The following is a 25,905-nucleotide window of genomic DNA, read 5'->3' as shown; positions in this document are numbered from 1 at the left end:
CCGCTCGCTCATTTTCTCGGCTTGATATGTCGATCACGCAGCCTGTTTTGGCGAGGCAGCTTCCACGGCCATCTGGCGGGCGGTGACAAAATCGACCTTGCCCGAACCCAGCACCGGCACCTTGCCGATGGTCACTTCGGCGGGGACCATCATGTCCATGGCGCCGTTGGCTTTCGCAAAGGCGATGAGGTCGGCGCGACTGGCGTTCGGGGCATCGGTAAGGAGGGCGAGGCGTTCGCCCTTCTTGGCATCCGGAATCGACGAGACTACGGAGAGGGCGTCCGGCCAGAGCTTGCCCGCCAAGGCCTCGACGGCGGCCAGCGAGATCATCTCGCCGCCGATCTTGGCGAAGCGTTTGGCGCGACCGCAAATCCGGACGAAGCCGTCCTCGTCGATGGTGACGATGTCGCCCGTGTCGTGCCAGCCGTCAGTCAGTGGCTCGAGGACGCCGGGATTTTCGGCGCGCAGGTAACCGGCCATCACGTTGGCGCCACGCACATGCAGGCGTCCGCCTTCGTCAATGCCGGGAACAGGTTCGAGCTTCCAATCCATGCCCGGCAGGATTTTGCCGACCGTGCCGGATTTGTTGAACATCGGCGTGTTGATGGAGATGACCGGCGCCGTCTCGGTGACGCCGTAGCCTTCCAGGATGCGCAGACCGAATTTCTCCATATAGGTCTGCCGTGTCGAGGCCTTCACCGGCTCGGCGCCCGAGAAGATGTAGCGGATCGAGCGGAAGTCATAGGGATGGGCCGTGCGGGCATACCCGTTGAGGAACGTATCCGTGCCGAAGATGATGGTCGCGTTCGAGGCATAGATCAGCTCGGGCACGATGCGGTAATGCAGCGGCGACGGGTAGAAATAGACCGGGACGCCGGAGATCAGCGGCAGGATCGTGCCGGCGGTCAGACCGAACGAGTGGAACACCGGCAGGATGTTGAACACCTTGTCGCCCGAGTGAAAGTCGATGCGCGAGGCGGCTTGGGCGGCGTTCGACAGGATGTTGGTGTGGGTGAGGACCACACCTTTCGGGCTTCCCTCCGACCCTGAGGTGAACAGGATGACGGCGGGATCGGTCGATTTTGCCTTGGCAAGTGGGCGGCTGCGGCGCAGAAGGCCAGCGATCTTGTCCAATGTCGTGATCGAGGCGCGCAGGTCGTCGAGCCAGACGATCTTCACGTGCTTCTCCAATTCCTCAATGACCGGGCCGAGCTTTGCCTGCGCCACGAAGGCGCGGGAGGTGAGCACATGCCTGACTTCCGCCGCCTTGCAGGCCGCCAGGATATTGCTGGCGCCGGCGGTGAAATTGAGCATGGCCGGAACCTTGCCGGCGGTCATGACGCCGAGAATGGTGGCGACCGCGCCGTTGGCGTTCGGCAGCATGACGCCAACAGTCTTTTCCGGGAACATCTTCTGAAAACGGGCGCCCAGCACGGCCGCGCCGGTCAGCAGCTTGCCGTAGGAGAGCGAACCGGTGACCGGGTCTTCCGTTGCAAGCCTGCCCATGCCGCGCTCGTGCGCGGTGTCGATGACGCGTTCCAGGACGGTTGTCGCCGTATTGGTGGTGCGGAAGAGCAGCATCGACATGACCTGATAGAGGGCAGCACCGGCGGCAATGCGGCGCTTGCGGCCCTTTAGGTCCGTCGGGACGTCGAGCTTGACGGGTTCGAGAATGGTGACCTTGACCTTCGGGAACAGGCGGCGGCGGACCTGTCCACCGGACAGGTGCGAGAAATAGCTCTTTTCCAAGCCGTCGATGCGGACCGGCACGACCATCGAGCCGGTCTTGTCGGCGACCATGGCGGCGCCGTCATAGACCTTCATCAGCGTGCCGGTGACGGTCAGGCGGCCTTCCGGGAAAATGCCGATCGAATGGCCGTCCTGAACGATCTTGATCAGGGAGCGCGTGGCCATCGGCTTCGTCGGGTCGAGCGGCAGGAACTTGCACATCTTCAGGAAGGGCTTGACCCACCAGGCCTGGGCGATCTTGTAGTCGACGGCAAAGACCGGCTCCTCTTCGGTGATGGCGAGCGCCAGCGCGCCGTCGAGGAAGCTGACATGGTTGAGCGCAATGATCGGCGCCTTGCCGGCCTTCTTGACGTTTTCCAGACCCTCGACCTCAAGACGCATGAAGGCACGAAACAAGATCGAGATGAAATCGCGGAAGGGATTGGTCGGCAGGGTTATCAGCATCAGCCAGGCGATGCCGACATTGAAAACCGACAGGATGAGAATGATCATCGGAATCGACAGGCCAGCAGCCTGGAGACCGGCCACCAGCGCCAGGCCCGTGGTGATGAACACAGCCGACAGCACGTTGGCGGCGCCGATGACCCGGGCACGGCGATCCTCATTCGCCCAGGTCTGCATGGCGGCGAACGTGGGTACGGCGAGGAAGGCGCCGCCGATCGCCATGCCGGCAAGATCGATCGCCACGCGGATGGTGTTCGGGCCGGCGAAGAAGTCGGCGATCGTGTGGGCTTCTGTGGTCGATTGCAGGCCCCAGAGGTTCCAGGCGAGATGCATGCCGAAGAGGGCGATGATCAGGGTTCCGACTGGTGCAGGCAGAAGCACGACACGGCCGGCCGACATCCAGCCGGCAATGGCCGAGCCGACGGCGATCGAGATGGCGAAGACGGCGAGATAGGCCGGCACCACGATTTCCGAACCGCCGAGGATTTCGGTTACCATGATTGGCAGCATGGACATGACGAAGGCGCCGACGAACCAGAACCAGGAATTCATCAGGGCCGAGCGCCAGATGCGCGGGTCCTCGCGCAATTCGTTGACGAGCGTGAAGCTCGAGCGCAGCACGTTTTTGTCGATGACAAGGCCGGGCGCTTTGGAGCCGGTCGCCGGGATCATGCGGGCGGCGATCCAGCAGAGGACGGACAGACCCATCATCATCGGGCCGAAGACCCAGACATTGTCGCCCCTGGTGAAGGCGAGCGCGGCGACGATCGTGCCGGTGAGGATGGCAATGAACGTGCCGCCCTCGATCCAGGCATTGGCTTTGGGCAGGTCCCTGCGTTCGAGGTGATCCGGCAGGATGCCGTATTTGATCGGGCCGAACAGCGCGGAGATGATGCCGAAGCCGAACAAAGCGAGCATCAGGATCGGGATGGAGGAGAAGGCAATGCCGATGACGGCGACAGCGGCGACGCCGATCTCGGAACGCTTCAGCAATTCGGCTATCCAGGCCTTGTCATATTTGTCGGCGAGTTGCCCGGCCATGGCCGAGAGCAGCAGGAAGGGCAGGATGAAGATGCCGCCGGCGATGGTGACGAGCGAGGCGCCTTCGGCGGCCATCTGCGCCAGGATCACGAACACGAGCGTCTGTTTCAGGAAATTGTCGTTGAAGGCGGAAAGGAACTGCGTCCAGAAGAGCGGCGCAAATTTCCTTGATGTCATCAGATTGCGTTGCATGGCGGGTCCCTCTTTCGATCCGGGCAGATAGCCACAGAGATGTTGCGCAACGGTTGCGGAGCGCAACAACTCTGTGGTGGTTAAGGAAGATCAATTTTCGCCGGTACGATTGAAATTGACGAGCAGCTTTTCGGTCTTGGCGTCTTCGATCTTGCGGATCAGCTTTTCGGATTCGGCATTGTCGCGCAGCGTCTTGGTGATGTTGACCGTGGTTTGCACGAGCATCAGGATGCCCATGGCCAGATAGCCTTTGCCCCAGAGATCGAGCGGCATCATGTACAGGCCGGCGGCCAGCATGAAGGCGGCGGTACCGAAGGAAACATAGGAGAAGCTGACCCAGCTGGAGGAGTGCTTCTGGAAACTGTCGTTCATTGTCGTGATCCTTTTTTGACGGGTGCCGGTTTCGGGAGAGGGTCAGGCGGCTGAATTCATCTGGCTGCGCAGGCGGGAAAGAACATCGTCTGCCGATACGCGCAGGGGAGTCCCGCAGCCGGCATTGGCAAGCTTCTCGATGGTACGCTCGGGCGCCAATCCCTCCAGTTCCTGAAGGGTGGCGGTGGTCACTTCAGTCTGCGCCTGCCGCATCCGAAGCCGCGACAGCGTTTCCTCGGCATCGGCGAGGGTGGCGAGCCGGCGGCCGATATGAACCCTGCCGAGCTTTTGAACCTCCTCGGTCGTACGCGCCAGACGCTCGCCACGCTGCAAGTCGTGAAAGCGGGCTTCGGCGGCCCGCAACGTGCCCTTTACCTTGTCGATCGCTGTCGAGAACTGCGTCTGGGCGGCAGTCGATGCGTCACGCTCAGCCTCCAGATGAGCGATCGTTTCGGCCGCCTCCCGTGCCAGCAGCGTATCGCCTTTTTGCAGGGCGGCAAGCGTGCGGGTTTCGAGGTTGGCGATATGGCCGATGATGACGGCGTGCTGCTTCTTTTCCTGCGCGTTCTGGGCGATGGCGACCGCAATGGCCCGGCGGGTCGACTGGATCGCGAGGCTTGCGTCGCGGATCTGCTGGGCGAGCAGCGGCACGGCATTGCGGTCGGCAAAGGCCTGCTCGGCCTCATGCGCCCGGCCACGCAGCAATGTGAGAATTAAATTGAACATGTCCTTCCTCCACTATATGAACAATGTTCATGAATATACGCGAAAATGAACGACGTTCAAGATATAAAATGAACGACGTTCATAATCTGGATTGGACATGATTAATGGCTGGAAAGCGGGAAGAAAAACGCGAGGATCTGAAGGCGAGGCTGATCGAGGCCGCGCGCAATCGCATTGGCACCGATGGGCTGGCGAACCTGCGTGCCCGCGACGTCACCCAAGATGCCGGCTGCGCGCTCGGAGGCCTCTACACGGTGTTCGCCGATCTCGATGAGTTGATCATTCACGTCAATTCCGGAACGCTGAAGGCGCTGGAGGCTTCACTCACCTTGCAAGAGGTGAAGGACCGGACACCGACTGACCGGATGCGCAATCTGGCGCGCGGTTATCTCGCCTTCGCGGTCAATCACCGCCATCTGTGGAAGGCGCTGTTCGAGTATCGTCCCGTGGAGCAGTCACCGGAGTGGCATCTCCAGGAACACATGTTCCTCATGGACGTCATCGCCGAACCGCTGGCCGAATTGCAGCCTAGTCTTTCAGCGGAGGACCGGGCCAGCCGCGCCCGCACATTGTTCGGCGCGGTACACGGCGTCATCAGCATCAGCCTCGAGGCCCGCTTCGTCGGCGTCCCCATGGAACGTTTGGAACGCGAACTCGACGAATTCGTGCTGACGATCGCCGCCGGATCGAAGGCCCGGCAGGCGGAGTGAGGACGCGATTGCAACCGCGTTCCCCGTTCACACCTCACGTGATGCGTCTGCGGTAACAGCTGTTTCCGCTATTGCGTCTTGGCAGATGCAAGACTGATCGTTCAGGCATACCGCGCGGCATACCAGGCCTTGAACAGCGCATACTGGTTTTCCAGATGCTTCTGCTGCGAGGCACTGAGCTTGTCGGTTTCGTTGAAATGCAGCGCGTATTCCGCATCACCGTTCAGCACCATCAGGTGCTTGTAGTGCAGGACGAGGTCCGGGCCTTCGTCATAGGTGGAGAGCACGGTCAGTGCTTCCTCGAGTTCAAGCGCTTCACGCCGCGCCGTGGCATCGCCCTTGGCGGCTTTTTCGCAGAGCGATACCAGATGCAGAACTTCTTTCGGCAGAGCATTGCCGATGCCGGTGATGGCGCCGCCGGCGCCGCAATTGACGAAGCCGTGATAGACGCCGGTATCGACGCCGATCATCAGGGTCAGGCTGTCATCGCCCGATGTGATGTTCTCGGCCGCATAGGTCATGTCCTTCTTCCCGCCGAATTCCTTGAAGCCGACAAGGTTGGAGAAACGACCGCGCAATTCGAAGAAGAGATCGGCGCGGGTGGCAAAGCCGTAGTAGGGGCTGTTGTAGATGACCGCCGGCAGATCCGTGGCGGCGGCGAGGATGGCCGAGAAGTGCTCGCGCTGGGCCGAAACGGACGTGCCGCGCGACAGGACGCGGGGGATGACCATCAGGCCCTTGGCGCCGACGCGCGCCGCATGCGCCGCATGGCTGACGGCCGATTTTGTGTTGATCGCGCCGGTGCCGACGATGACCGGCACGCCGGCCTCGGCCAGCCTGCGTACACCTTCCTGTCGTTCTTCATCGGTCAGCAGCGGCCAGTCACCCATCGAGCCGCAATAGACGACGGCGGACATGCCGGCCGCGATCAGTTCCTTGCCCTTCCGGACGAGCGCGTCGAAATCCGGTGTGCGATCAGGCTTGCAGGGGGTCATGAGCGCGGGAATGCAGCCGCTGAATATATTCGCCGTCATCGTAATCTCCTGAATGAGGGCCGTGTTAAATTAATCTAATATCATCTGATATATCAGAATGCCTATTGTGTGTCCATGAAATATTTTTAAATCAAACAAGGCTCCTAAGCAGCTAAAAAATATGGATTTATCGATTTCTTGCAGTGATATTTCAATTGCGGGATTCGGAACTTGCTGGCTGAATGTGGTCACCGACATGTCTGGCGCATCGACATGGCCGGAGCGCGGTGAAGCGTAAGATGAAGGGCGAAGCGACCGTGGCGACCGTGCCGGACAGCTTGGAGGTCAAGAGGCTTCAGCGGCAAAGGTGGGCACGCCCGTGTCCACTTCGATATCGACTAAATTACCGATTTTTTTAGTCTTTTCCGGCCGGTAAACATATTTTTGTTCGGAACATTTCCGCAGGTCGCTGGTTTTTGGGACCGAGGATCACTGACGATCCGAACGAGGAGAACCCCAATGAAGAACCTTCTTATGGCAGCAGCGGTCGTTGCCTTTTCCGCAACATCGGTATTCGCGCAGGAGACGAAACCTGCGGCCAATCCCGACGGCGATACGCCGGCGGTTGCAACGCCGAGCGACCAGAACGCTACGGCACCTGTCGAGGGCGCAAACAGTTTCACCGAGGACCAGGCCAAGGACCGCATCGTCGAGGCCGGTTATGCGGATGTCACCGAGCTGAAGCTCGACGACCAAGGCGTCTGGCAGGCCAAGGCTACCAAGGACGGCAAACCCGTCATGGTGTCGATGGACTACCAGGGCAACGTTGTCGCCAAGTGAGCTACCAACGACCAATCACAAAGAACAACAACAACAAGGAGATAGATCATGACAAAGACGGTTACGGGACTTTTCGACAATTATTCCGATGCAAGCTCGGCTGTTGATCAACTGAAGGCGGCCGGAATTTCCGACAGCGATATCAGCATCGTTTCCAACAATTCGGATGGTCGCCACAAGACGGACGACAATGACGCTGCCGAAGATGCAGGAACGGGTGCCGGCATCGGTGCGGCCGTCGGCGGTGTCGGTGGCTTGCTGACCGGTCTCGGCATCATGGCCATTCCGGGCGTCGGCCCCGTCGTTGCCGCTGGCTGGCTCGCCGCAACGGCGGCCGGTGCCGCGGCAGGTGCGGTCGTCGGCGGCGTAACCGGCGGCATCGTCGGGGCTCTGACGGATTCCGGCGTCGATGAACGTGACGCTCATGTCTATGCCGAGGGTGTTCGCCGGGGCGGCACGCTGGTGACGGCGAAGGTCGATGATGCGCGCCGCGCGGAAGCTGAAGCGATCCTGCAGCGTTCCAACTGGGTCGATCTCCCGGCCCGCCGGACCGCCTATGAAGGGCAGGGCTGGACCGGCTTCAACGAAAAGTCTGATCCGTATTCGCAAGCCGAGATCGATGCGGAACGGGGCCGTTATGCAGGTCGGGCGTCGATTATCTGAGGATAGACAATCGAACGGTGAATGATGAACGGGGCCTTTCGAGGCCCCGTTTCTATTTGAACGCAAGTTCTCGCGTCGCAACCCGGCCAGCGAATTTACGAAAAGCGATGAGACTGTGATCGCCTCCGGTATGCGGCTGAAATAGGTCGAAACGAGGCGTGAGCCGATGGCCCAAGCCTGCACTCCGATTCTGATCGCCATACCGCTCAGCCTCATGTCATCACGAAATCGCATTGCGTCATCAATTTCTTTCATTTCTCAGGACCGCTCCGTCGCTTGACTCGCGGGCTGGTTTCACTTCTACATTATGTTGTCTGACATCTTACAAAAATGGGATCGTGGCGAAAGCCGCTTAAGGGAGGAAGGCATGAGGAAGTTTCTCACACACCTGGCGATCGGCATCGCCGCTTTGGGTGTCATTACATCGGCACATGCGGGCGAAACGCTCGACCGCGTGATGGGGAAGAAGGCAATGGTCGTTGCCACCAACAGCGGTTGGCCACCCCAGAGTTATCTCGACGACAGCAATGAAATGGTCGGCTTCGATATCGACGTGTCGCGCGAGATCGCCAAGCGCCTCGGCGTCGAGGTGAGCTTCGAAACGCCGGATTGGGCAACGCTGACCGGCGGCCGCTGGCAGGGCCGCTACGATCTCGGCGTCGGTTCCGTCACGCCCACCAAGGCGCGCGCCCAGGTCATCGATTTCGTCGGCGTCTACTACTACAGCCCCTATGTCTACGTCGTTCACAAGGACAGCACCGCCAAGTCGGTCGAAGACCTCAACGGCAAGATCATCGGCGTTGAAACGGCGACAACATCGGAGGATTTTATCCGTCGTCAGCTGGAAATCGACGCGCCGGGCCTGCCGCCGATCGAGTACAAGCTTGAGCCGGGCGAGATTCGTACCTTCGCCGATTCCATGCTGCCGTTCGATGACCTGCGCCTCGGCGCCGGTGTCCGCCTCGATGCCGTCATCGCGCCGGAGCAGACGGCCGCGAATGCCATCAAGAACGGCTATCCGCTCCGCATCCTTGAAGGCGATTATGCCTTCAAGGAGCCGCTGGTCGTCATCGCCGAGAAGGTCGACCCGGAATGGACCGCCAAGGTCAGTGCGATCGTCGCTGACATGAAGAAGGACGGCACATTGGCAACGCTGACCACCAAGTGGTACGGCAAGGACTACGCCGCCGATTGATATCATGATCGCACGGGCGGTTTTCGCCGTCCGTGCGACCCTCCATGCGCAAGCCCGCGAGCAAGAACATGTCCTATCCCGATACCTATTACCGACGCACGATGATGGAAGAAAAGGTCAGGCCTGTGCTCAAGGGCGCGGCGGACTGTGACACGGTGATCATCGGCGCGGGGCTTGCCGGTCTGACAACCGCTCTGCAACTGGCGCGTGCCGGACAGGTCGTTGTCGTATTGGAAGCCGAGAGCGTCGGCTTCGGCGCTTCCGGGCGCAACGGCGGTTTTGTCAGTCCGGGATTTGCGACGGGTGGCGAAGAGATCGCCAGTATGGCCGGCCCGGAGAATGCGCGAAAGATTCACCTTCTGTCGATCGAAGGCGTCGATTTCGTTCGCGATACGATCCACGATCTCGCAATCGAGGGCGCTCGCCCGCAACCGGGCATCATGAGCGTATTGCGTCATGATGGCGGCTCCAGCCTCAAGGCCTATGCGGATCAGGTGGCGCGCAAATATAATTATCAACTCGACTATCTCGAGCGTGATGAGGTTCGCTCCGTCCTGAAATCCAGCCGCTATTACCAGGGTCTGCGGGATGCCAAGGCGTTCCATATGCACCCACTCAATTATCTACGCGCCATTGCCGTGGAAATCGAGCGGCTGGGCGGGCGGATCTATGAAAATTCCCCGGCCACGGCGACGACGCTGGATGGACCGGAAAAAATCGTCAGCACCGCGGATGGTCGCGTCAAGGCGCGCCATGTCGTCTTCACGACCGGTGGTTATACCGGGGCGCTCAACGGGCGCTTGAAACGCGCCTTCCTGCCGATCGCCACCTATGTGATGCTGAGCGAAGAAGCGCCGGACCTGATCCGTGAAGCGATCGTGACGACCGATGCGATCGGCGACAACCGTCGCGCAGGTGACTATTATCGGCTTGTCGATGGCGGCAAGCGCATCCTGTGGGGCGGGCGGATCACGACGCGGGCGGCATCGGCTTCGGCCCTTGCCGGCGAATTGCGCCGCGAGATGACGGGGACCTATCCGCAGCTTTCCGAATTGAAGACGGAACTCGCCTGGTCCGGCTTGATGTCCTACGCTCGCCATCTCATGCCCCAGATCGGCCAGATGCAGCCGGGTGTCTGGCATTGCACGGCCTTCGGCGGGCATGGGCTCAACACCACGGCGATCGGCGGCAAAATCGTGGCCGAGGGCATTCTCGGACAGAGCGACCGCTATACCCTGTTCAAGCCATTCGGGCTCGTCTGGGCGGGCGGCCTTGCCGGGCTGGCGGTCGCGCAACTCACCTATTGGAAATTGCAGGCTCAGGATCTCTGGCGCGAGCGCGCGGCCTGACGGCGGAGGATGGACATGATTGGCCGTTTGATACTGAATTATCCCGATGCCGCGCGACGCACGGCGATTGCCTTCGTTCTCTGCCTTATCACCCTTGGCCTCTATGCAATGGGCATCAGTTCGGCCTGGCTGGGGTATTTGATCCCGGCCAGCGCCGCGTGGCTGGCGGACAACATCGCTCTCGGGCGTCTCTTCGCCGCCGGCATGATCGCCCTGATTCTCGCCGCCAACTGGATGGCGCTTCGCCAGTTGACACGACGCCAGCAAATCATCGGCGTCTGGGTCGAATTGTTCTTGCTGCTGATGCTGTTCTTCTATTCCTTCAATCTTTCCCTGCCCTTCATCGGCAAGAAGATCGGATTCATGATCTCGCAGGGCGTGGTGACGACGCTCTATATCTCCGCCATTTCCATCGTTGTGGCGACCGGCATCGCGCTGGCAGGCGCGATTGCGAAACTGTCGAAGAACGGCGTGATCTACGGACTGGCGACATTCTATACTTCGCTGTTTCGCGGTCTGCCGCTGCTGATGCAGATCTACATCATCTATCTCGGCCTGCCGCAGGTCGGCTACGTCATCGGTGCGGTTCCCGCCGGCATCCTGGCGCTGTCGCTCTGCTACGGCGCCTACATGACGGAAATCTTCCGGGCCGGTATCGAGAGCATCCCGCGCGGACAGACCGAAGGCGCAACCGCGCTGGGATTGAGTTCCAGCCAGACCATGGCGCTTGTCATCCTGCCACAGGCGATGCGGGTCATCATTCCGCCGACCGGCAATCAGTTCATCGCCATGCTGAAGGACTCGTCGCTGGTCTCCGTCGTCGGCGTCTGGGAAATCATGTATCTCGCCCGCACGCAGGGCCAGACGGAGTTCCGGCATATCGAAATGCTGATCACCGCGTCGATGATCTACTGGATTCTGTCGATCGGGCTTGAATTCCTGCAGTCTCGCATCGAGGAACGCTTCGGGCGGTTCAATGCCCGCTGACATCATCTCCGGCCGGTCTCAAGACAGACCGGCCGCCTCATCCAATCTGCGCGCCGTCCTCGTCGTCCTCTTGGCCTTCTGCGTGTTCTCGGCGACGGATGCCCTGGTCAAGCTTCTGGCCCAGCGCTTCGCCGTGCCGCAGGTAACTTTCATGGTCACGGCCGCCGCTCTCGTGCTGATCGTGGCGCAGGCCGCGATCACCCGCAACGGCAGCATTCTGTTGCCGCGCTATCCGGGGCTGGCCCTTTTGCGGGCGCTGCTCCTGGCGGCCGACACGCTGCTCATCCACTATGCCTTCGCCGTGCTTCCGCTGGCCGAGGCCTATCTTCTCGCTTTTCTGACGCCGTTGATGGTGGCTGTGCTGGCTTTCGTCCTTCTCGGAGAGCGCCTGTCGATGCTTGCCTGGTCCGGTGTCCTGATCGGCTTCGTCGGCGTGACGGTCGCCTTGCGACCGGGCGTGGAGCCGCTGAACCTCGGGCATGCCGCTGCCGTCGGCTCGGCGCTCCTCTTCGCACTGTCGCTCATTCTCCTGCGGCGCGCCAAACCGGGCGAGTCCGATGGCGCGCTCGTCGCGACGCTGTTGGCTGTGCTGACCGTGCTGGCACTGGTGATCGCGATCATCAACGGTGGGCTGACGCCGGTCACCATGACCGATGTCGGTTTTGCCAGTCTCGCCGGTGCCTTCATGTTTGCCGGGCATATGCTGCTGGTCAGGGCCTTTCGTATCGGCAAGGCTTCGATCGTCGCGCCCTTCCAGTACAGCCAGATCATCTGGGGCATGGTCTATGGCGGATTGCTGTTTGCGACGCCGATCGGGTTTCACACGCTGGCGGGCGCCGCCATCATCATTCTATCGGGCTGGCTTGTCCTGAAATAACCCTTGGAGACATCGATGAACCCTTCCATGCAGAACGCGCAAATCGTACTGCGCAGCGTCCACAAATGGTTCGGCCAGTTCCATGCGCTCGACGACATCAACCTTTCGATCGCGCCGCAGGAGAAGGTGGTGATCTGCGGACCGTCGGGCTCGGGCAAATCGACGCTGATCCGTTGCGTCAACCGGCTGGAGGCGCATCAGCAGGGCCATATTCTCGTTGGCGGCGTCGAACTCGACGACGATGAACGCAAGGCCGATATGATCCGCCGAGGCATCGGCATGGTGTTCCAGCAGTTCAACCTGTTTCCGCACCTGACCATTCTCGAAAACTGCATCCTCGCGCCGATGTGGGTGAAGAAGCTGCCGCGCAAGCATGCCGTCGATATCGCCATGACCTTCCTGGAACGTGTGCGCATTCCCGACCAGGCACACAAATATCCGGGCCAGCTCTCCGGCGGCCAGCAGCAGCGCGTCGCCATCGCTCGGGCACTGTGCATGAATCCCAAGGTCATGCTGTTCGATGAGCCGACCTCGGCGCTTGATCCGGAAATGGTCAAGGAAGTGCTCGATACGATGGTCGAGCTCGCCGGAGAGGGCATGACCATGGTCTGCGTGACGCACGAGATGGGTTTTGCTCGCCAGGTTGCCGACCGGGTGATCTTCATGGACCGCGGTCGCATCGTCGAGGAAGGCAAGCCGGAGGATTTCTTCGCCCACCCGAAGACCGATCGCGCCAGCCTCTTCCTCAGCCAGTTGCTTCACTAGACAGGCAAACTCTGACGGCGGACGCAAGGTCCGCCGTCAGAGTTCATGCTCTTCGCGTCGAGATTAAAGCGGAGCCGGATCCTGCGGGAAGCCGCCGACATGGCCGCAGGTCAGCGCGGCTCGGTCTCGCCCGGCCTCGAGGCAGGATTCCAACGATTGGCCGCCGATATGGGCCGATAGAAATCCGGCAATGAAACTGTCGCCCGCACCGGTTGTGTCGATGACCTCGACGGGCGTAACGCCGGTTGTTGCCTGGTAAGAGCTATCGCTTGCACTGGAGCCGAGCGCGCCGCGCGTGACGACGGCAAGCCGGGCGCCTTGGCTGAGAAGGTCCGCCATCATCTTATCGGCCATCCCCTCGTCTTCGCCGGCAGACCCGAAAGCGATGGTCAGCCCATCGGCGCTGCGATTTTCAGGATCGGCATTGACGGACAGGTCCTGCGAGACACTGATGCCGGCGGAGGAGAGCATGCGTTTGAGCGCTCCACCATCGTCCAGCCAGCCGATATGGACATGATCCATCGCTTTCAGGATTTCGACCTCGGAAGGAGAGGGCGCATAACCGGCGCAGACACCGAAATCCTCGAAGGTCATGATACGGTCGCCCGATTCCAGCACGGCGATGTCGGTATAGGCGGTCACGCCCGTCCGATCCTGCAGATAATCGGTCAGAAGGCCGCTTTCTCGCAGAAGCCGACGTGTCCTTGCGCCATCAGGATCGGTGCCAACGGCGCCGAAGTAAAAGCAGTCGTGCCCAAGCGCCGCCAACTGGACCGCGACATTGACGGCGTTGCCGCCGACCAGCGACTGCCCGACCGGCGGCTGGAAGCGATCGATGCAATTGTCGCCGACGGTTGCGAAGCGGAGCTTTTTCATGCGGGTTCCCCGGCAGGGTTGCGACGACGAAGGCCGCGCATGCCTCTATGACACGCGCGGCCTTAAAGCGATTTCAGATCGGCCTCAATAGGCGACGCGCTTGTAATAGCGGCGGGTCGTCAGGGGATGGTTGCGCAGCACTTCGAGATGGGCGCTGATGCGCTCCAGAACCGTTGCCAGCAGCACCGGCGAAACCAGGGCGCGGACCTCGGCGGAAATGCCCGGCAGTTCGAAGGAGGCCGTGTCCAGTACAGTCAGCTTGTCGGTATAATTCGGAACGAAATTCTCGACGCGCTCGGCGAGCGGTCGAAGTGCGTCCTCTCCCTTGAAGAGGATGACGCTGACACCCTTTTCCACCAGTTCCAGCGTGCCGTGAAAGAAGTCCGAGGCATGGACCGGGCGTGTACGGATCCACTGCATTTCTTCCAGGATGCACATGCCGTAATAGAAGGCCTGCGGCCAGGCGTTTCCGGCACCGGTAACGATGTGATAGTCCGACGCCGCCAGCGTCCGAGCGAAATCTTCCGCCTTCGGTTCATAGGCACGCTTGACCTCGAGCAGCAATGCCGGGAGTTGCACGAGTTCGCCCACCAACTGGTCGTAATTGGTGATCTCGCCACGGTGCTTCATGATCGAGAGCGCAATGATCAGGGATTGCAGATAGAAAGATTCGCAAGACGTATCGTCCTCGGCAAAATTGACGAAGACATGGTCGCCGCCCTTGCCGAGCGGGGTTTCCGCATGGCCGACGAGCGTCAGCACGGTCGCACCGATCTCCTTGAGCTTGGCGAGCAGTGCCACGCTTTCCTTCGTCGTGCCCGACAGCGACGGCATGACGACGATTGATTTTTCCGTCAGGTTGGCCGAGCCGGTGACAACCAGCTCCGCCGGCAGGCCGTGAAAGGCCGGGAAGCGTGATTTTGTCTGCAGCAGCTGTACTGCCGGCTGCATGAGGATCGCCGCGCCGCCGGTCCCGAGAAAGAATACATTCTCCGCGCCGGACGAAAGGCAGGAGCCGATCACCTGGTCGAGCCGCGCGTGCAACCCCACGGCGCCATTCTGGATCCGCAGGAAACGTTGTTCGTCGAAATTGAGCATGGCGGGTCTCGCTTGAGCTGGGCCGTGAAGCCGCGTTGACTGAGGTTTATGTTGTAAGACAACTGACATCGTAGGTTTTTGTTGTCAACGGCAAGGTCGTGCGGATTTCGCATGGATTGATGCGTTGGCGCCATGGATAGGCACTGGAGCAGCATAAGGCGATGGTTGACGTTTTCGAATTTGTCAGACAAGAACAATCGGTGTCGGCATTAATTAGCAAGAGGTTATAATTGGACGAGCCTATTCGCGATACACGCACATTGGTCATCCAGCTGCGCGATCGTATTGCCAATCTGATCAAGGACGATGGTCTGAAGCCCGGCGACAAGCTTCCGACGGAAGCGCAGCTGACGCAGCGATTCAAGATCTCTCGTCCGGCCGTGCGCGAGGCGCTGAAGCTGCTCGAACAGGACGATGTCATCTTCGTCGAGCATGGGCGCGGCCGTTTTGTCTCGGCCATGTCCGCGGTCAGCGTCGAACGCCCGATCACGGTATTCGAAAGCGTCACCGACATGGCGCAGCACTATGGCTACAAGACCGCCAACCGGGTGCTCTCCATCGCCGAGGAGGAGCCGGACGCGACCACGGCCGCGCATCTGCAGTTGGCGCCCGAAGAGCGGGTGATCCGGCTGGAGCGCCTGCGGCTCCAGAACGACGAGCCGATCATGTACTGTATCGACTACGTGCCGAGGCAGATCATTCCGGCCCGCCTGTTCGATGTGGACTGGAGCGGCTCGCTTCTGTCCTTGCTGGAACGGTATCGCCATCGCCCCCGCATGTCGTCGGCCAAGGTCTCGGCCGTCATGCTGCCCCATGATGTCGCCGAACGCCACGACCTGCGCGGCTTCGGCCCGGCGCTGCTGATCCGCGAAACCTGCTTCAACGCCGCTGGCGTCCCGGTCATCCACGCCATTGATTATCACCGTGGCACCCACTTCTCCTTCAGTCTCGTGCGGAAGTAGGCGTCGAAAAGCGCTCTGGGCGGGGTAACTGCGCCCGACCAACTGAATAAATTTTTTTTGAACGGTGTGGAACAAACCCGTCTTCAGCGTATTTTCGCGTCAGGTCGATTTCTGTCGGCACCAGCACCGTGTTAACAACGATGAGGATGTGCAGATGAAGAACCTGTTGCCTGACCTTCATGAAGGTCATGCCCCCATTACCCTGCATCAACTGTTTCGGGACGCGCTTGAAACCTATGACGACTGGGCCGGCGGCGACGATGTTCCGGTGGTCTATCATCAAGGCATGCCCGTTTCGATCGCAGCCGTCTTTGATCGCATGCGCGATTGCACGGATATTCTTCCCAACAACATGGTCAGCGCAATCACCGAGCGCCTGACCAAGCCCTGGAGCAGCGACAGCCCGCTCGACGAAATGACGTTTTCGACGGCTGCGCGTGTCATGGGTATCATGGTGCGCAAGCGGCAGATGCGGCATAGCAACGGCGATATCGACGCCTTTCTCCGGCGTTTGGAAAAACCGCGCAACAGCCATATCGCGCGGTAAAATCCGCCGAATTGGCGCCGTTCCGCTGCGCGTGGAGCGGCGATTCCAGGGGCATGCGATATAAGATACGGAAATATTTCAGAGAATTTCCTCGCGTGAAAACGACTTGAAACCGGGGCTTCTCCGTGTCTAATATGACAAAATAGATAGAGTATGCCGGATATTTGGCGTTTGCATGTGGGTGCCCAGGTTCAACCATCCAGCCGCATGATGCGGGGAGCAAATGATATGACGGTACACGGTCTTTCGCCGCCCTTCGGTCTCAGGGACGAGCCCTTGCAGATCGCCATCGTCGGTCGCGGTTTTTCCGGCCTGATGATGGCGATCGCGCTTTTGAAGACGGTCAGCCAGCCTTTCCAGCTTCGCCTGTTCGATCCGCAGCCGATCGTCAGCGGCGGCCAGGCCCTTGCCACTTCGCGTTCAACCGAAATCCTCAACAGCCGCGCCCGTGATCTTTCGGTCTCGACCGGAGAGCCGAAGGATTTCACCCGCTGGCTGCAGGCCAACGCGCCATTTCGTGAGGCGGTCTCGGCGGCGATACCGGGGTTCGGCCAGATATTCGTGCCGAAATCCACCTTCAGCGACTATGTCTATCAGCGGTTTTCCGAGGCGCTCGCCCAACGTAAGGATGTCAGTGTCCAGATGTCCAACGAAGGCATCAGCAGGCTGCGCCGCGACGACAATGGTCTGTTTACCCTCGGTCTCGACGATGGAACCGAGGCGGCTTACGACACGGTGATCCTCGCGACCGGCTACGGTATGAAGCCCCTGGCGGAAACAGTGCGTGAGGATCGGCAGATTCGCTTGCTGCAGCCGGAGGGCGTGTCGCGGCATGTCGTTGTCATGGGCAATGGCTTGCGCGCCGTCGATCAGGTTCTGCAATTGCGCGATGGTGGCTTCACTGGCCGCGTCACTATCCTGTCGCGTCGCGGTTTCCTGCCACAGCCACATACAAGAATGCCGGCCGATGCCGTCTTCCCGACCCAGCCAATGCCGTCGCAATTGCGCAGCATCGTTCGTTTCGTCCGCAAGGCCTGTGCCCAGGCGGAGGAAAACGGCTGGAGCTGGCAGGCGGCGATGAATGGCCTGCGCAAGCGCGCCCGTTCGCTGTGGGCATCGTTGCCGCCGAACGAGAAGCGGCAGTTCAACCGACACCTGCGCGCCATCTATGACAGCCACCGCAACCGCCTGCCGGCTGACGTCCATGCGCGGCTGGAGCGTGAATTCGCCGGCGGTATGACGGAACTGAGGCGCGGGACAACGCTCAAGCATTTGCCCGACGGACTGCTGATCCGCTGGGCCGGCCAGTCCGGCGAGGAAAAGCTTCTTGCCGACGAGGTGATCGATTGCCGTTGCCTGTCGCCCGATCTGAAGGATCCGGTCGTTGCCGACCTGTTGCGGGCGGGTCTTGCAACCACCGACGAGCTTGACCTCGGCCTTGCTGTCAATCCCTCCGGCGAGTTGCTGACCGAGCGAGGGCGTCCGGTCGGCCTGTTTGCCATCGGCCCGCTGGGGCTTGGCTCGCTTCCCGACATCGATCTCGTCCCGGAAATCGTTACGCAGACCTATGCGGCCGCGACCCTGATCAACGCCCGATCGCAGCTGCAATTGCAGGCAAGCTGATCGGATCGGCACATGCCTGTCGCGCCTGCATTCTGCGACAGGCAATTTCCGGCATTGAAAAACTTCGCCGATGGCGCGCTTTTGTCCGCTGTGCCGCGATTAAACCGTGACCTTCAACCGTTAACCAGCGCAGAGACCACGATCGGTCGCTGCCCATCCTCGGTTGACAAACTCCAGGCGAGTCTCAAGAGTATAACCGGTCAGAACGGCAGCGTTGGGGAGGACTTATGTCTATGCGCGCGTTTATCCGATTTTCTGCGATCATCCTGAGTATTTTGGCATTCTCGCCCGCATCGCACGCAGCCGAGACCGGCCGTCATATCGTGACGACGGAGAATGGCGATTATTTCGGCTTCGATCTTCGCACGGAGCAGGATGTGTCGCTGGCGGAATGCAAGACCGTGTGCATCGCCGACTCCTCCTGCCGTGCCTTCACCTACAATCCGAAGGTGAAATGGTGCTTTCTCAAGTCCGACTACAACAAGCTGAACACCTTTAACGGTGCGATCGCCGGCAAGATCGCCGATGCGGCCTCGGCCGAACCTGATATCGGCGCGCCGCCGGCGCTGCCTTTCGTCACGGAACAGTTGCTGAGCGACGCCCGCGCGGCCAAGGACAATCTCATGGTCCTGAAGGACCAGGATGTCCAGGGCCTCTATGGCCGCATTGCTGCGGGCAACCGCGAACTGGCAGCCGGCAATGTCGCCCCGGCGCTCAAGGCCTTCCAGGGTGCGTTGGCGATCACCCCGGACAATGGCGCGCTTTGGCTGGAAGCCGCGCAGGCGGCAAACCGCGTCTACGGCAACACAGATTTTGCGGTGCAGGCATCGCTCGCCGCGCTGAACGCCTACCAGCTATCGCGCACGACGCAGTCGCGCGCCGAAGCGTTGGCTGCATTGGCAACCGCCTACAAGAATTCGGAAAATTTCCGCCCGTCGCTCGATGCATTCAAGGCGAGCCTTGCCCTTGCCGAGTCGAAGTCCGTTCGCGCGGCCTATCTCGATCTGCGCTCGCGCCAAGGTTTTCGCGTCACCGAACATACGATCGATTCCGACGGTGCCATCCCGCGCGTCTGCGTCCAGTTCTCCGATCCGCTGGTCAAGCTCGGCGTCGATTATACGCCTTATGTGACGCTTGATGGCGCTGCTCCAAAGGCGTTGGAAGCCAAGGGCAGCGAGATCTGCGTCGAGGGCCTGAGCCATGGCCAGCGCTACAAGCTCGCCTTCCGCGAAGGCCTGCCGTCCTCGATCACGGACGATCCGCTGGCAACGACGGTCAATCTCGACGTCTATATCCCCGATCGCACGGCCATGGTCCGTTTCACCGGCGACAGCTTCGTTCTTCCGGGCACGGCGCGGCGTGGTATTCCGCTCGTCTCCGTCAACACATCGAGCGCCAATCTTAAGCTCTATCGCATCGGTGATCGCAATATTGCCTCGCTGCTCACAACCTCGCAATTCCTGACCCAGCTTGACGGTTACAGCGCCCAGCGTATCCAGGACGAGAATGGCGAACTGGTCTGGCAGGGCACGATCGACACCGCCACCGACCTCAACAAGGAAGTGGTGACCAGCTTCCCGGTCGATGAAGCACTGCCGCAGCGCAAGCCCGGCGTCTATGCGCTGACCGCAGTCTCGGCAACGGCTCCCAGCAATGAATGGGACAGCCACGCGACGCAATGGTTCGTCATTTCCGATATCGGCCTGTCGACCTTCTCAGGCACCGACGGGCTCTCGGTTTTCGCCCGCTCGCTGGCAAGCGCGAAGCAGCTTGATGGTATCGAGCTGACGCTGCTCTCCAAGAACAATGAAGTGCTCGGCACAGCGACGACCGCTGCCGACGGCCGCGCGACATTCGACGCCGGCCTGCTGCGCGGCACCGCCGCCATGGTTCCAGCCGTCATCACCGCGAAGAGCGGCAATGACGATTATGTCTTCCTCGACCTCACCCGAGCCGGCTTCGATCTGTCGGATCGCGGTGTCACAGGTCGTGCGGCTCCCGGCGCGATCGACATTCTGACCTGGACGGAACGCGGCATTTATCGCGCCGGTGAAACGGTACATGTCTCCGCGCTTGCCCGTGACAGTGCGTCGGTGGCGATCGAGAAGCTGCCTCTGACCTTCGTCTTCATGCGTCCGGATGGCGTGGAAGATCGCCGTCTCGTCAGCGACGGCGGGCAGGCGGGTGGTTATGCAATCGACCTGCCGCTGCAGCCCAATGCCATGCGCGGCACCTGGATGGTGCAGATCTTCACCGATCCCAAGGGCACGGCGATCAGCGAAAAGCAGTTCCAGGTCGATGACTTCGTGCCGGATCGGATCGAGTTCGATCTTGCCAGCACGATGAAGCAGATCGAGCCGGACCAGCCGACGCCGGTTACCGTCGATGGTCGTTTCCTCTACGGCGCACCTGCGGCAGGATTGGAGCTCGAAGGCGAGATCAATCTCAAGCCGACGCGCGAAAGCCCGGACTTCAAGGGTTACTTTTTCGGCCTTGCCGATGAGGAAGCGACGGAAGACAGCAGGACGACGCTCGAAGGCCTTGAGCCGCTGGATGAAGACGGCAAGGCGAACTTCGATGTCGATCTGACCGACATGCCTTCGACGACGCAGTTGCTCAATGCCACGATCACCGTGCGCGTGCAGGAAGCCGGCGGTCGGGCCGTCGAGCGCTCGCTCAGCCTGCCGGTCAAGCCGACCGGCGAGACGATCGGCATCAAGCCGGAATTCACCGGCGAGCTTGCTGAGAACGCCGTTGGCAAATTCCACGTCATTGCGGTCGACGCCACTGGCGCGAAAATTGCCAAAGCCGGGCTGGGTTGGAAGCTTCTGCGCGTCGAGCAGGATTACCAGTGGTACCGCGACGGAACGTCGTGGAAATACGAACCGGTGATTTCGACCAAGCAGGTCTCCACCGGTCGCCTCGACGTGACGCAGGACGGCGGTGAGATTGCCGTGTCTGCCGATTGGGGCCGCTACCGGCTCGAGGTCGAAACGGCGGATCTTGACGGGCCGACATCGAGCGTCGAGTTCGATTCCGGCTGGTATGTCGCTGCGAGCTCAACCGAAACGCCGGATGGCCTCGAGATCGCCCTCGACAAGGAACACTATGCTGTCGGCGAGGCGGCAAAACTCAGGGTTTCGCCGCGCTTTGCCGGCGAGGTTCTGGTTACCATCGGTTCTGAAAAGCTGATCGGCACGAAGACCGCGACCATTCCCGCGACCGGCGGCGAAGTCGACATTCCCATCACGGCCGATTTCGGTGCCGGCGCCTATGTCACGGCCACGCTCTATCGTCCCGGCGATGCGCAGGAAAGCCGCATGCCGATGCGCGCCATTGGCGTGAAATGGCTGGCGGTTAACCCGGCCGACCGGAAGCTGTCGGTCAAGATCGATCTTCCGGAAAAGACGCTGCCGCGCCAGACACTGAACATTCCGGTCTCGGTGGCCGGGGCAGGGGTGGGTGAAGAGGCCTATGTCACGGTTGCCGCGGTCGATGTCGGCATTCTCAATCTCACCCGCTATGAAGTGCCCGATCCCGACGGCTGGTATTTCGGCCAGCGGCAGTTGGGCCTCGAAATCCGCGATCTCTATGGACGCCTGATCGACGGTTCGCTCGGCGCCACCGGGCGGCTGCGCACCGGCGGTGACGGCGGCGAAATGCCGCTGCAGGGAAATCCGCCGACCGAGCAACTGGTGGCGTTCTTCTCCGGACCGGTCGAGCTGGATGCCAACGGCAAGGCCATCATCAGCTTCGACATTCCGCAGTTCAACGGCACGGCGCGTGTCATGGCCGTTGCCTGGTCGAAGACCGGTGTCGGACATGCAAGCACCGATATCATCATCCGCGATCCTGTCGTGGTGACCGCGAGCCTGCCGAAATTCTTAGCCCCTGGGGACAAGGCCGAACTGCGGCTCGACATTGCCAATACCGATCATCCCGCTGGCGACCTGACCCTCAAGGTGAGCAGCAGTTCCGCCGTCGTCGTGGACGCGGCCGAGGCGCAGCAGACCTTCAGCGTCAAGCCGGACGGGAAGTTCGACCTGACCCTGCCGCTCTCCGGCGTGCATCCCGGCAACGCCGCCATCTCGATCGAGCTGTCGAGCGCGGATGGCCTCGCCCTGCAGCAATCTGTCTCCGTTCCGGTTCGCCCCGCCGCATTGCCGGTGACGACGCGCCATCCCGTGACCCTTCAGCCGAATGCCAGCCTCACGGTGGATGGCGAGCTTTTGGCCGAAAGCATGCTCCAAGGCTCGGCCGTCAGCATCAGCGTGACGCGCTCGGCGGCCTTCGACATCCCGGCGCTGCTAACGTCGCTCGAACGTTATCCCTATGGCTGCGCCGAACAAACGACCAGCCGGGCACTGCCTCTGTTGTATCTGAGCGAACTGTCCAAGCAATCCGGTCTGCCGGAGGACACGGATGTGCAGAAGCGGGTGCAGGAGGCAATCTACCGCGTGCTCTCTTACCAGTCCTCGACCGGTAGCTTCGGCCTTTGGTCTCCGGGCTCTGGCGATCTCTGGCTCGATGCCTATGTCACGGACTTCCTGACTCGGGCGCGCGAGCAGAAGTACCAGGTTCCGGATCAGGCCATGGTGCAGGCGCTCGACAACCTGCAAAACTCGCTGAGCTATGACAGCGACATCAAGAGCCAGGGCAACGAAATCGCCTATTCGCTCTATGTACTCGCCCGCAACCGGAAGGCTGCGATCAGCGATCTGAGATACTACGCCGATACTAAGCTGTCGGAATTCCCCACGCCGCTGTCGAAGGGGCATCTGGCTGCGGCCCTTGCCCTCTACGGGGATGCGCAACGCTCACAGAGCATCTTCGAGCAGGCGCTGGCGATGTCGACGGCCACGACCAATGTCAGCCTCGACCGATCCGACTACGGTTCGCCGCTACGCGACGATGCCGCCGTGTTGACGCTTGCTGCCGAGGCTCGTCCAGTGCCGACGATCATCCCGCAGCTGTCGAAGATCGTCGCCCGCGAATGGGAGCATCAGTCCTATACCTCAACGCAGGAGCAGATGTGGACGCTTCTGGCCGCACGCGCCATCCAGGGCGGTGACCAGGATCTGAAGCTCGATATCAATGGGACGGCGCGCAGCGGCGGCTATTCCGCCCGCCTGACCGGCGACGAGGTCCTCGACCAGCCGATCACCATCAGCAACAAGTCGAGTGACCCGGTAACCGCCGTCGTCACCACGCTTGCGGCGCCGGCCTTCCTGCTGCCCGCCGGCGGCAACGGCTTCAGCATCCAGCGCACCTATTACACGCTTGATGGCGAGGAGGCCAATGTCACCCAGGCCAAGCAGAACGAGCGGTACGTAGTTGTCCTCAATGCGACCGAAAGCAATGCCTGGTCGTCGCGCGTGCTGATAACGGACCTGCTGCCAGCCGGTTTCGAGATCGACAATCCAACTCTGGTCGATAGCGCCAAGCTGTCGAACTTCGAGTGGATCGGCGACGTCGAGGCGGCGCATACGGAGTTCCGCAGCGATCGTTTCGTCGCTGCCTTCGATCGGACGAGCGGCGATGACCGGGCGATCACCGTCGCCTATGTCGTCCGGGCCGTCACGCCCGGCACCTACGATCATCCGGCAGCCAGCATCGAGGACATGTATCGTCCGCAATTCTCCGCGCGCACCGCCATGGGGCGCATGGAGGTCCAGGCGGTCGAATAATGTCCATCTGGTGGAAGATCCCAGCCGCACTGACAGGCTCCGCACTGATCTGCGTCGCCCTGATGGCCGGCATCAAAGCTGCGGATCGCGCCTATCCGCCGCCGCTTGCCGAGGCCAGCACAGTCTCGGCGGAGGTGCTCGATGCCGACGGGCAATTGCTGCGTGCCTTTGCGACGCCGGAAGGGCGCTGGCGGCTGCAGACGAAGACCGCCGATGTCGATCCGCAATTCGTCCGCATGCTCGTCGCGTATGAGGACCAGCGCTTCTTCGAACACAGGGGTGTCGATCCCTGGGCGCTGATGCGGGCTGCCTACCAGTTCGCCACCCACGGTCGCATCGTGTCGGGCGCATCCACCTTGTCCATGCAGGTTGCGCGGTTGATCGAGCCGCGCGAGGGGCGTTCCTTCGGTGCAAAATTGCGCCAGCTTGTTCGCGCCGCGCAGATCGAGCGTCGGCTCAGCAAGGCCGAAATCCTCGATCTCTATCTCACCCACGCGCCCTATGGCGGCAATCTGGAGGGGGTTCGTGCTGCGAGCCTTGCCTATTTCGGCAAGGAGCCGCGTCGTTTGACCGTGTCCGAAGCGGCCCTCCTCGTCGCCCTGCCGCAATTGCCGGAACGGCGCCGGCCGGACCGGTACCTGAAAGCGGCTGAGGTCGCCCGCCAGCGTGTTCTGGAGCGCATGGCTGTTTCCGCGGTCATCGGGGAAGGGGAGGCTGAGCGGGCGGCGTCTTTCGCGGTACCGACGCGTCGATTGCAACTGCCGGCCTTCGCCGCGCATCTGGCCGAAGCGGCCCTGCGCAAGGAGCCGAAGGTGATGCAGCATCGCACGACGCTGCGCCGGCCGATCCAGAAAGGCCTTGAGACCGTTGCGCGGGAGGCGGCGGCGCGGTTCGGCCGCAAGGTCTCGATCGCCATGGTCATGGCCGATGCGCGGACCGGCGAGATCGTCGGCGAGGTCGGGTCCGCGGATTATTTCGATGCCAGCCGGTCCGGCTGGATCGACATGACCCGCATGCCGCGGTCTCCCGGCTCGACCCTGAAGCCGTTCATTTATGGCCTTGCCTTCGAGGAAGGCCTCGTTTCGCAGGAAACGATCATCGAGGACCGCCCGGCCGATTTCTTCGGTTACCGCCCTCGCAATTTCGACATGACCTACCAGGGTGACGTCAGCATCCGCCAGGCACTGCAACTGTCGCTCAACGTGCCCGCCGTCCGACTGCTCCACGCCGTTGGACCGAGCCGCCTGATGATGCGTTTTCGCCGCGCGGAGGTTCGTCCGATCCTGCCGCCGAACGAAGCGCCGGGACTGGCGATCGGTCTCGGTGGTCTCGGCATCAACCTGAAGGACCTCGTTCAGCTTTATGCGGCGCTCGCCAATCGCGGCAAGCCCGTCAGGCTCGGCGATGGCATCCAGGGAGAGCCCGGCTCGGTCGAGGGTGAACCGCTTCTCGATTCCGTCGCCACCTGGCAGATCGCCGATATCCTATCGGGCGTCTTGCCGCCGAAAGGCGCCGTCCAGCGCGGCATCGCCTACAAGACCGGCACGAGCTATGGCTACCGCGATGCCTGGTCGGTCGGGTTCGACGGTCGCTATGTGCTGGGCGTCTGGGTCGGGCGGCCGGATAATGGCGCGGTTCCTGGACTGACCGGCTACGGAACCGCAGCGCCGATCCTGTTCGAAGGCTTTGCCAAATCGGGGGTCGCCATCACGCCCTTGCCACGCGCGCCTGCCGGGGCGGTTCGCATCGCCCAGTCACAATTGCCGATCAGCCAACGCCGCTTCTCGCTCAATGCCAGTGGTCTCGTTTCTGCCTCGATCCGTGAAGCCGCACCGCAGATCGTCTATCCGCCCGAAGGCGCCCGCGTCGAGCTGGGTGTCGACACGGCGGGCTCCCCCATGCCGCTGGTCTTGAAGCTGCAAGGCGGCCGTGCGCCGTTCCGGTGGCTCGCAAACGGGAAGCCGCTGGCCGAGACATCGCGGCGGCGGGTCAACCAGTGGGTTCCGGATGGCGCCGGCTTCTCGACATTGACGGTCATCGACGCCGCCGGCAGGGCTGCGACCGTCCGGGTTTTCCTCAACTGAGGACATCCGAAGGTTGGCGTTCACCCAGCAATCACACCGTAAGTTAGCAACTCCAAATTGTAACCCTTCATGAATTGGGATTCACGAACGCGGTCGCATGATTTAACAGTGGCGATGATTAGACGTGTCGTGATTCGAAAAGAC

General features: G+C 61.5%; 19 protein-coding genes. 13 read left to right on the top strand and 6 right to left on the bottom strand.

The annotated features are described in order from the left end of the window. Positions 1 to 33: 33 nt before the first annotated feature. The 3 genes from ACST81_RS23705 to ACST81_RS23695 all read right to left on the bottom strand — a co-directional run bounded on the left by ACST81_RS23705 (position 34) and on the right by ACST81_RS23695 (position 4,524). The gene (locus tag ACST81_RS23705; RefSeq protein WP_438753820.1) at positions 34 to 3,426 is read right to left on the bottom strand and encodes an acyl-[ACP]--phospholipid O-acyltransferase; all 3,393 of its coding nucleotides are present in this window, start codon (positions 3,424 to 3,426) and stop codon (positions 34 to 36) included. 90 nt (positions 3,427 to 3,516) lie between these two features. After that, a complete protein-coding gene (locus ACST81_RS23700) occupies positions 3,517 to 3,798 on the bottom strand; it encodes a YiaA/YiaB family inner membrane protein (protein WP_438753816.1) in 282 nt (93 codons plus the stop codon). 42 nt (positions 3,799 to 3,840) lie between these two features. Further along, on the bottom strand, positions 3,841 to 4,524 hold the full coding sequence (locus ACST81_RS23695; RefSeq protein ID WP_438753814.1) for a PspA/IM30 family protein: 684 nt from the start codon (positions 4,522 to 4,524) through the stop codon (positions 3,841 to 3,843). Between the two features lie 104 nt (positions 4,525 to 4,628). Between ACST81_RS23695 and ACST81_RS23690 the strand changes: the two genes are divergently transcribed. Continuing rightward, on the top strand, positions 4,629 to 5,234 hold the full coding sequence (locus tag ACST81_RS23690) for a TetR/AcrR family transcriptional regulator (protein WP_438753813.1): 606 nt from the start codon (positions 4,629 to 4,631) through the stop codon (positions 5,232 to 5,234). A gap of 101 nt (positions 5,235 to 5,335) precedes the next feature. Here ACST81_RS23690 and ACST81_RS23685 read toward each other — a convergent pair whose 3' ends face one another. Continuing rightward, the gene (locus tag ACST81_RS23685) at positions 5,336 to 6,268 is read right to left on the bottom strand and encodes a dihydrodipicolinate synthase family protein (RefSeq protein ID WP_438754585.1); all 933 of its coding nucleotides are present in this window, start codon (positions 6,266 to 6,268) and stop codon (positions 5,336 to 5,338) included. Positions 6,269 to 6,727: 459 nt separating this feature from the next. Between ACST81_RS23685 and ACST81_RS23680 the strand changes: the two genes are divergently transcribed. From ACST81_RS23680 to ACST81_RS23650, 7 genes are all read left to right on the top strand, one after another. Then, a complete protein-coding gene (locus ACST81_RS23680; RefSeq protein ID WP_438754583.1) occupies positions 6,728 to 7,048 on the top strand; it encodes a PepSY domain-containing protein in 321 nt (106 codons plus the stop codon). A gap of 48 nt (positions 7,049 to 7,096) precedes the next feature. After that, positions 7,097 to 7,711: a general stress protein gene (locus ACST81_RS23675; protein ID WP_438754582.1), complete on the top strand. Its 615-nt coding sequence runs from the start codon at positions 7,097 to 7,099 to the stop codon at positions 7,709 to 7,711. A gap of 367 nt (positions 7,712 to 8,078) precedes the next feature. After that, the gene (locus tag ACST81_RS23670; RefSeq protein WP_438754581.1) at positions 8,079 to 8,906 is read left to right on the top strand and encodes a transporter substrate-binding domain-containing protein; all 828 of its coding nucleotides are present in this window, start codon (positions 8,079 to 8,081) and stop codon (positions 8,904 to 8,906) included. A 68-nt stretch (positions 8,907 to 8,974) separates the two neighbouring features. Continuing rightward, positions 8,975 to 10,255: an NAD(P)/FAD-dependent oxidoreductase gene (locus ACST81_RS23665; RefSeq protein ID WP_438754615.1), complete on the top strand. Its 1,281-nt coding sequence runs from the start codon at positions 8,975 to 8,977 to the stop codon at positions 10,253 to 10,255. Positions 10,256 to 10,270: 15 nt separating this feature from the next. Next, positions 10,271 to 11,242, top strand: a complete 972-nt coding sequence (locus tag ACST81_RS23660; protein WP_438754579.1) for an amino acid ABC transporter permease — start codon at positions 10,271 to 10,273, stop codon at positions 11,240 to 11,242. Beyond that, a complete protein-coding gene (locus ACST81_RS23655) occupies positions 11,232 to 12,119 on the top strand; it encodes a DMT family transporter (protein WP_438754578.1) in 888 nt (295 codons plus the stop codon). Before ACST81_RS23660 ends, ACST81_RS23655 begins: the two co-directional genes overlap by 11 nt. A gap of 15 nt (positions 12,120 to 12,134) precedes the next feature. After that, entirely contained in the window at positions 12,135 to 12,884 is a 750-nt protein-coding gene (locus ACST81_RS23650; protein ID WP_438754576.1) for an amino acid ABC transporter ATP-binding protein, read from the top strand. A 63-nt stretch (positions 12,885 to 12,947) separates the two neighbouring features. On the opposite strand, the gene ACST81_RS23645 is transcribed toward ACST81_RS23650, so the two are convergent. Both ACST81_RS23645 and ACST81_RS23640 read right to left on the bottom strand, forming a co-directional pair. Next, positions 12,948 to 13,760 (bottom strand): PfkB family carbohydrate kinase, encoded by an 813-nt coding sequence (locus ACST81_RS23645; protein WP_438754575.1) that lies wholly within the window; start codon positions 13,758 to 13,760, stop codon positions 12,948 to 12,950. An 84-nt stretch (positions 13,761 to 13,844) separates the two neighbouring features. Further along, positions 13,845 to 14,858: an SIS domain-containing protein gene (locus ACST81_RS23640; protein ID WP_438754573.1), complete on the bottom strand. Its 1,014-nt coding sequence runs from the start codon at positions 14,856 to 14,858 to the stop codon at positions 13,845 to 13,847. A gap of 230 nt (positions 14,859 to 15,088) precedes the next feature. On the opposite strand from ACST81_RS23640, the gene ACST81_RS23635 reads away from it, so the two are divergent. The 5 genes from ACST81_RS23635 to pbpC all read left to right on the top strand — a co-directional run bounded on the left by ACST81_RS23635 (position 15,089) and on the right by pbpC (position 25,761). Continuing rightward, positions 15,089 to 15,820: a GntR family transcriptional regulator gene (locus tag ACST81_RS23635; RefSeq protein ID WP_438754571.1), complete on the top strand. Its 732-nt coding sequence runs from the start codon at positions 15,089 to 15,091 to the stop codon at positions 15,818 to 15,820. Positions 15,821 to 15,974: 154 nt separating this feature from the next. Further along, on the top strand, positions 15,975 to 16,367 hold the full coding sequence (locus ACST81_RS23630; RefSeq protein ID WP_438754569.1) for a hypothetical protein: 393 nt from the start codon (positions 15,975 to 15,977) through the stop codon (positions 16,365 to 16,367). Positions 16,368 to 16,595: 228 nt separating this feature from the next. Beyond that, complete coding sequence (locus tag ACST81_RS23625) at positions 16,596 to 17,990, top strand: FAD/NAD(P)-binding protein (RefSeq protein ID WP_438754568.1); 1,395 nt, start codon at positions 16,596 to 16,598, stop codon at positions 17,988 to 17,990. A 233-nt stretch (positions 17,991 to 18,223) separates the two neighbouring features. Beyond that, positions 18,224 to 23,677: an alpha-2-macroglobulin family protein gene (locus ACST81_RS23620; protein WP_438754566.1), complete on the top strand. Its 5,454-nt coding sequence runs from the start codon at positions 18,224 to 18,226 to the stop codon at positions 23,675 to 23,677. A 62-nt stretch (positions 23,678 to 23,739) separates the two neighbouring features. Next, positions 23,740 to 25,761, top strand: coding sequence for a penicillin-binding protein 1C (gene pbpC / locus ACST81_RS23615; protein WP_438754613.1), 2,022 nt, complete (start codon positions 23,740 to 23,742; stop codon positions 25,759 to 25,761). Positions 25,762 to 25,905: the final 144 nt, after the last annotated feature.

It is taken from the genome of Pararhizobium sp. O133 (assembly GCF_051669845.1).
GTDB lineage: Bacteria > Pseudomonadota > Alphaproteobacteria > Rhizobiales > Rhizobiaceae > Pararhizobium.
The sequence above is the reverse complement of the archived record's forward strand: the minus strand, read 5'-3'. Positions and strand labels throughout refer to the sequence as shown.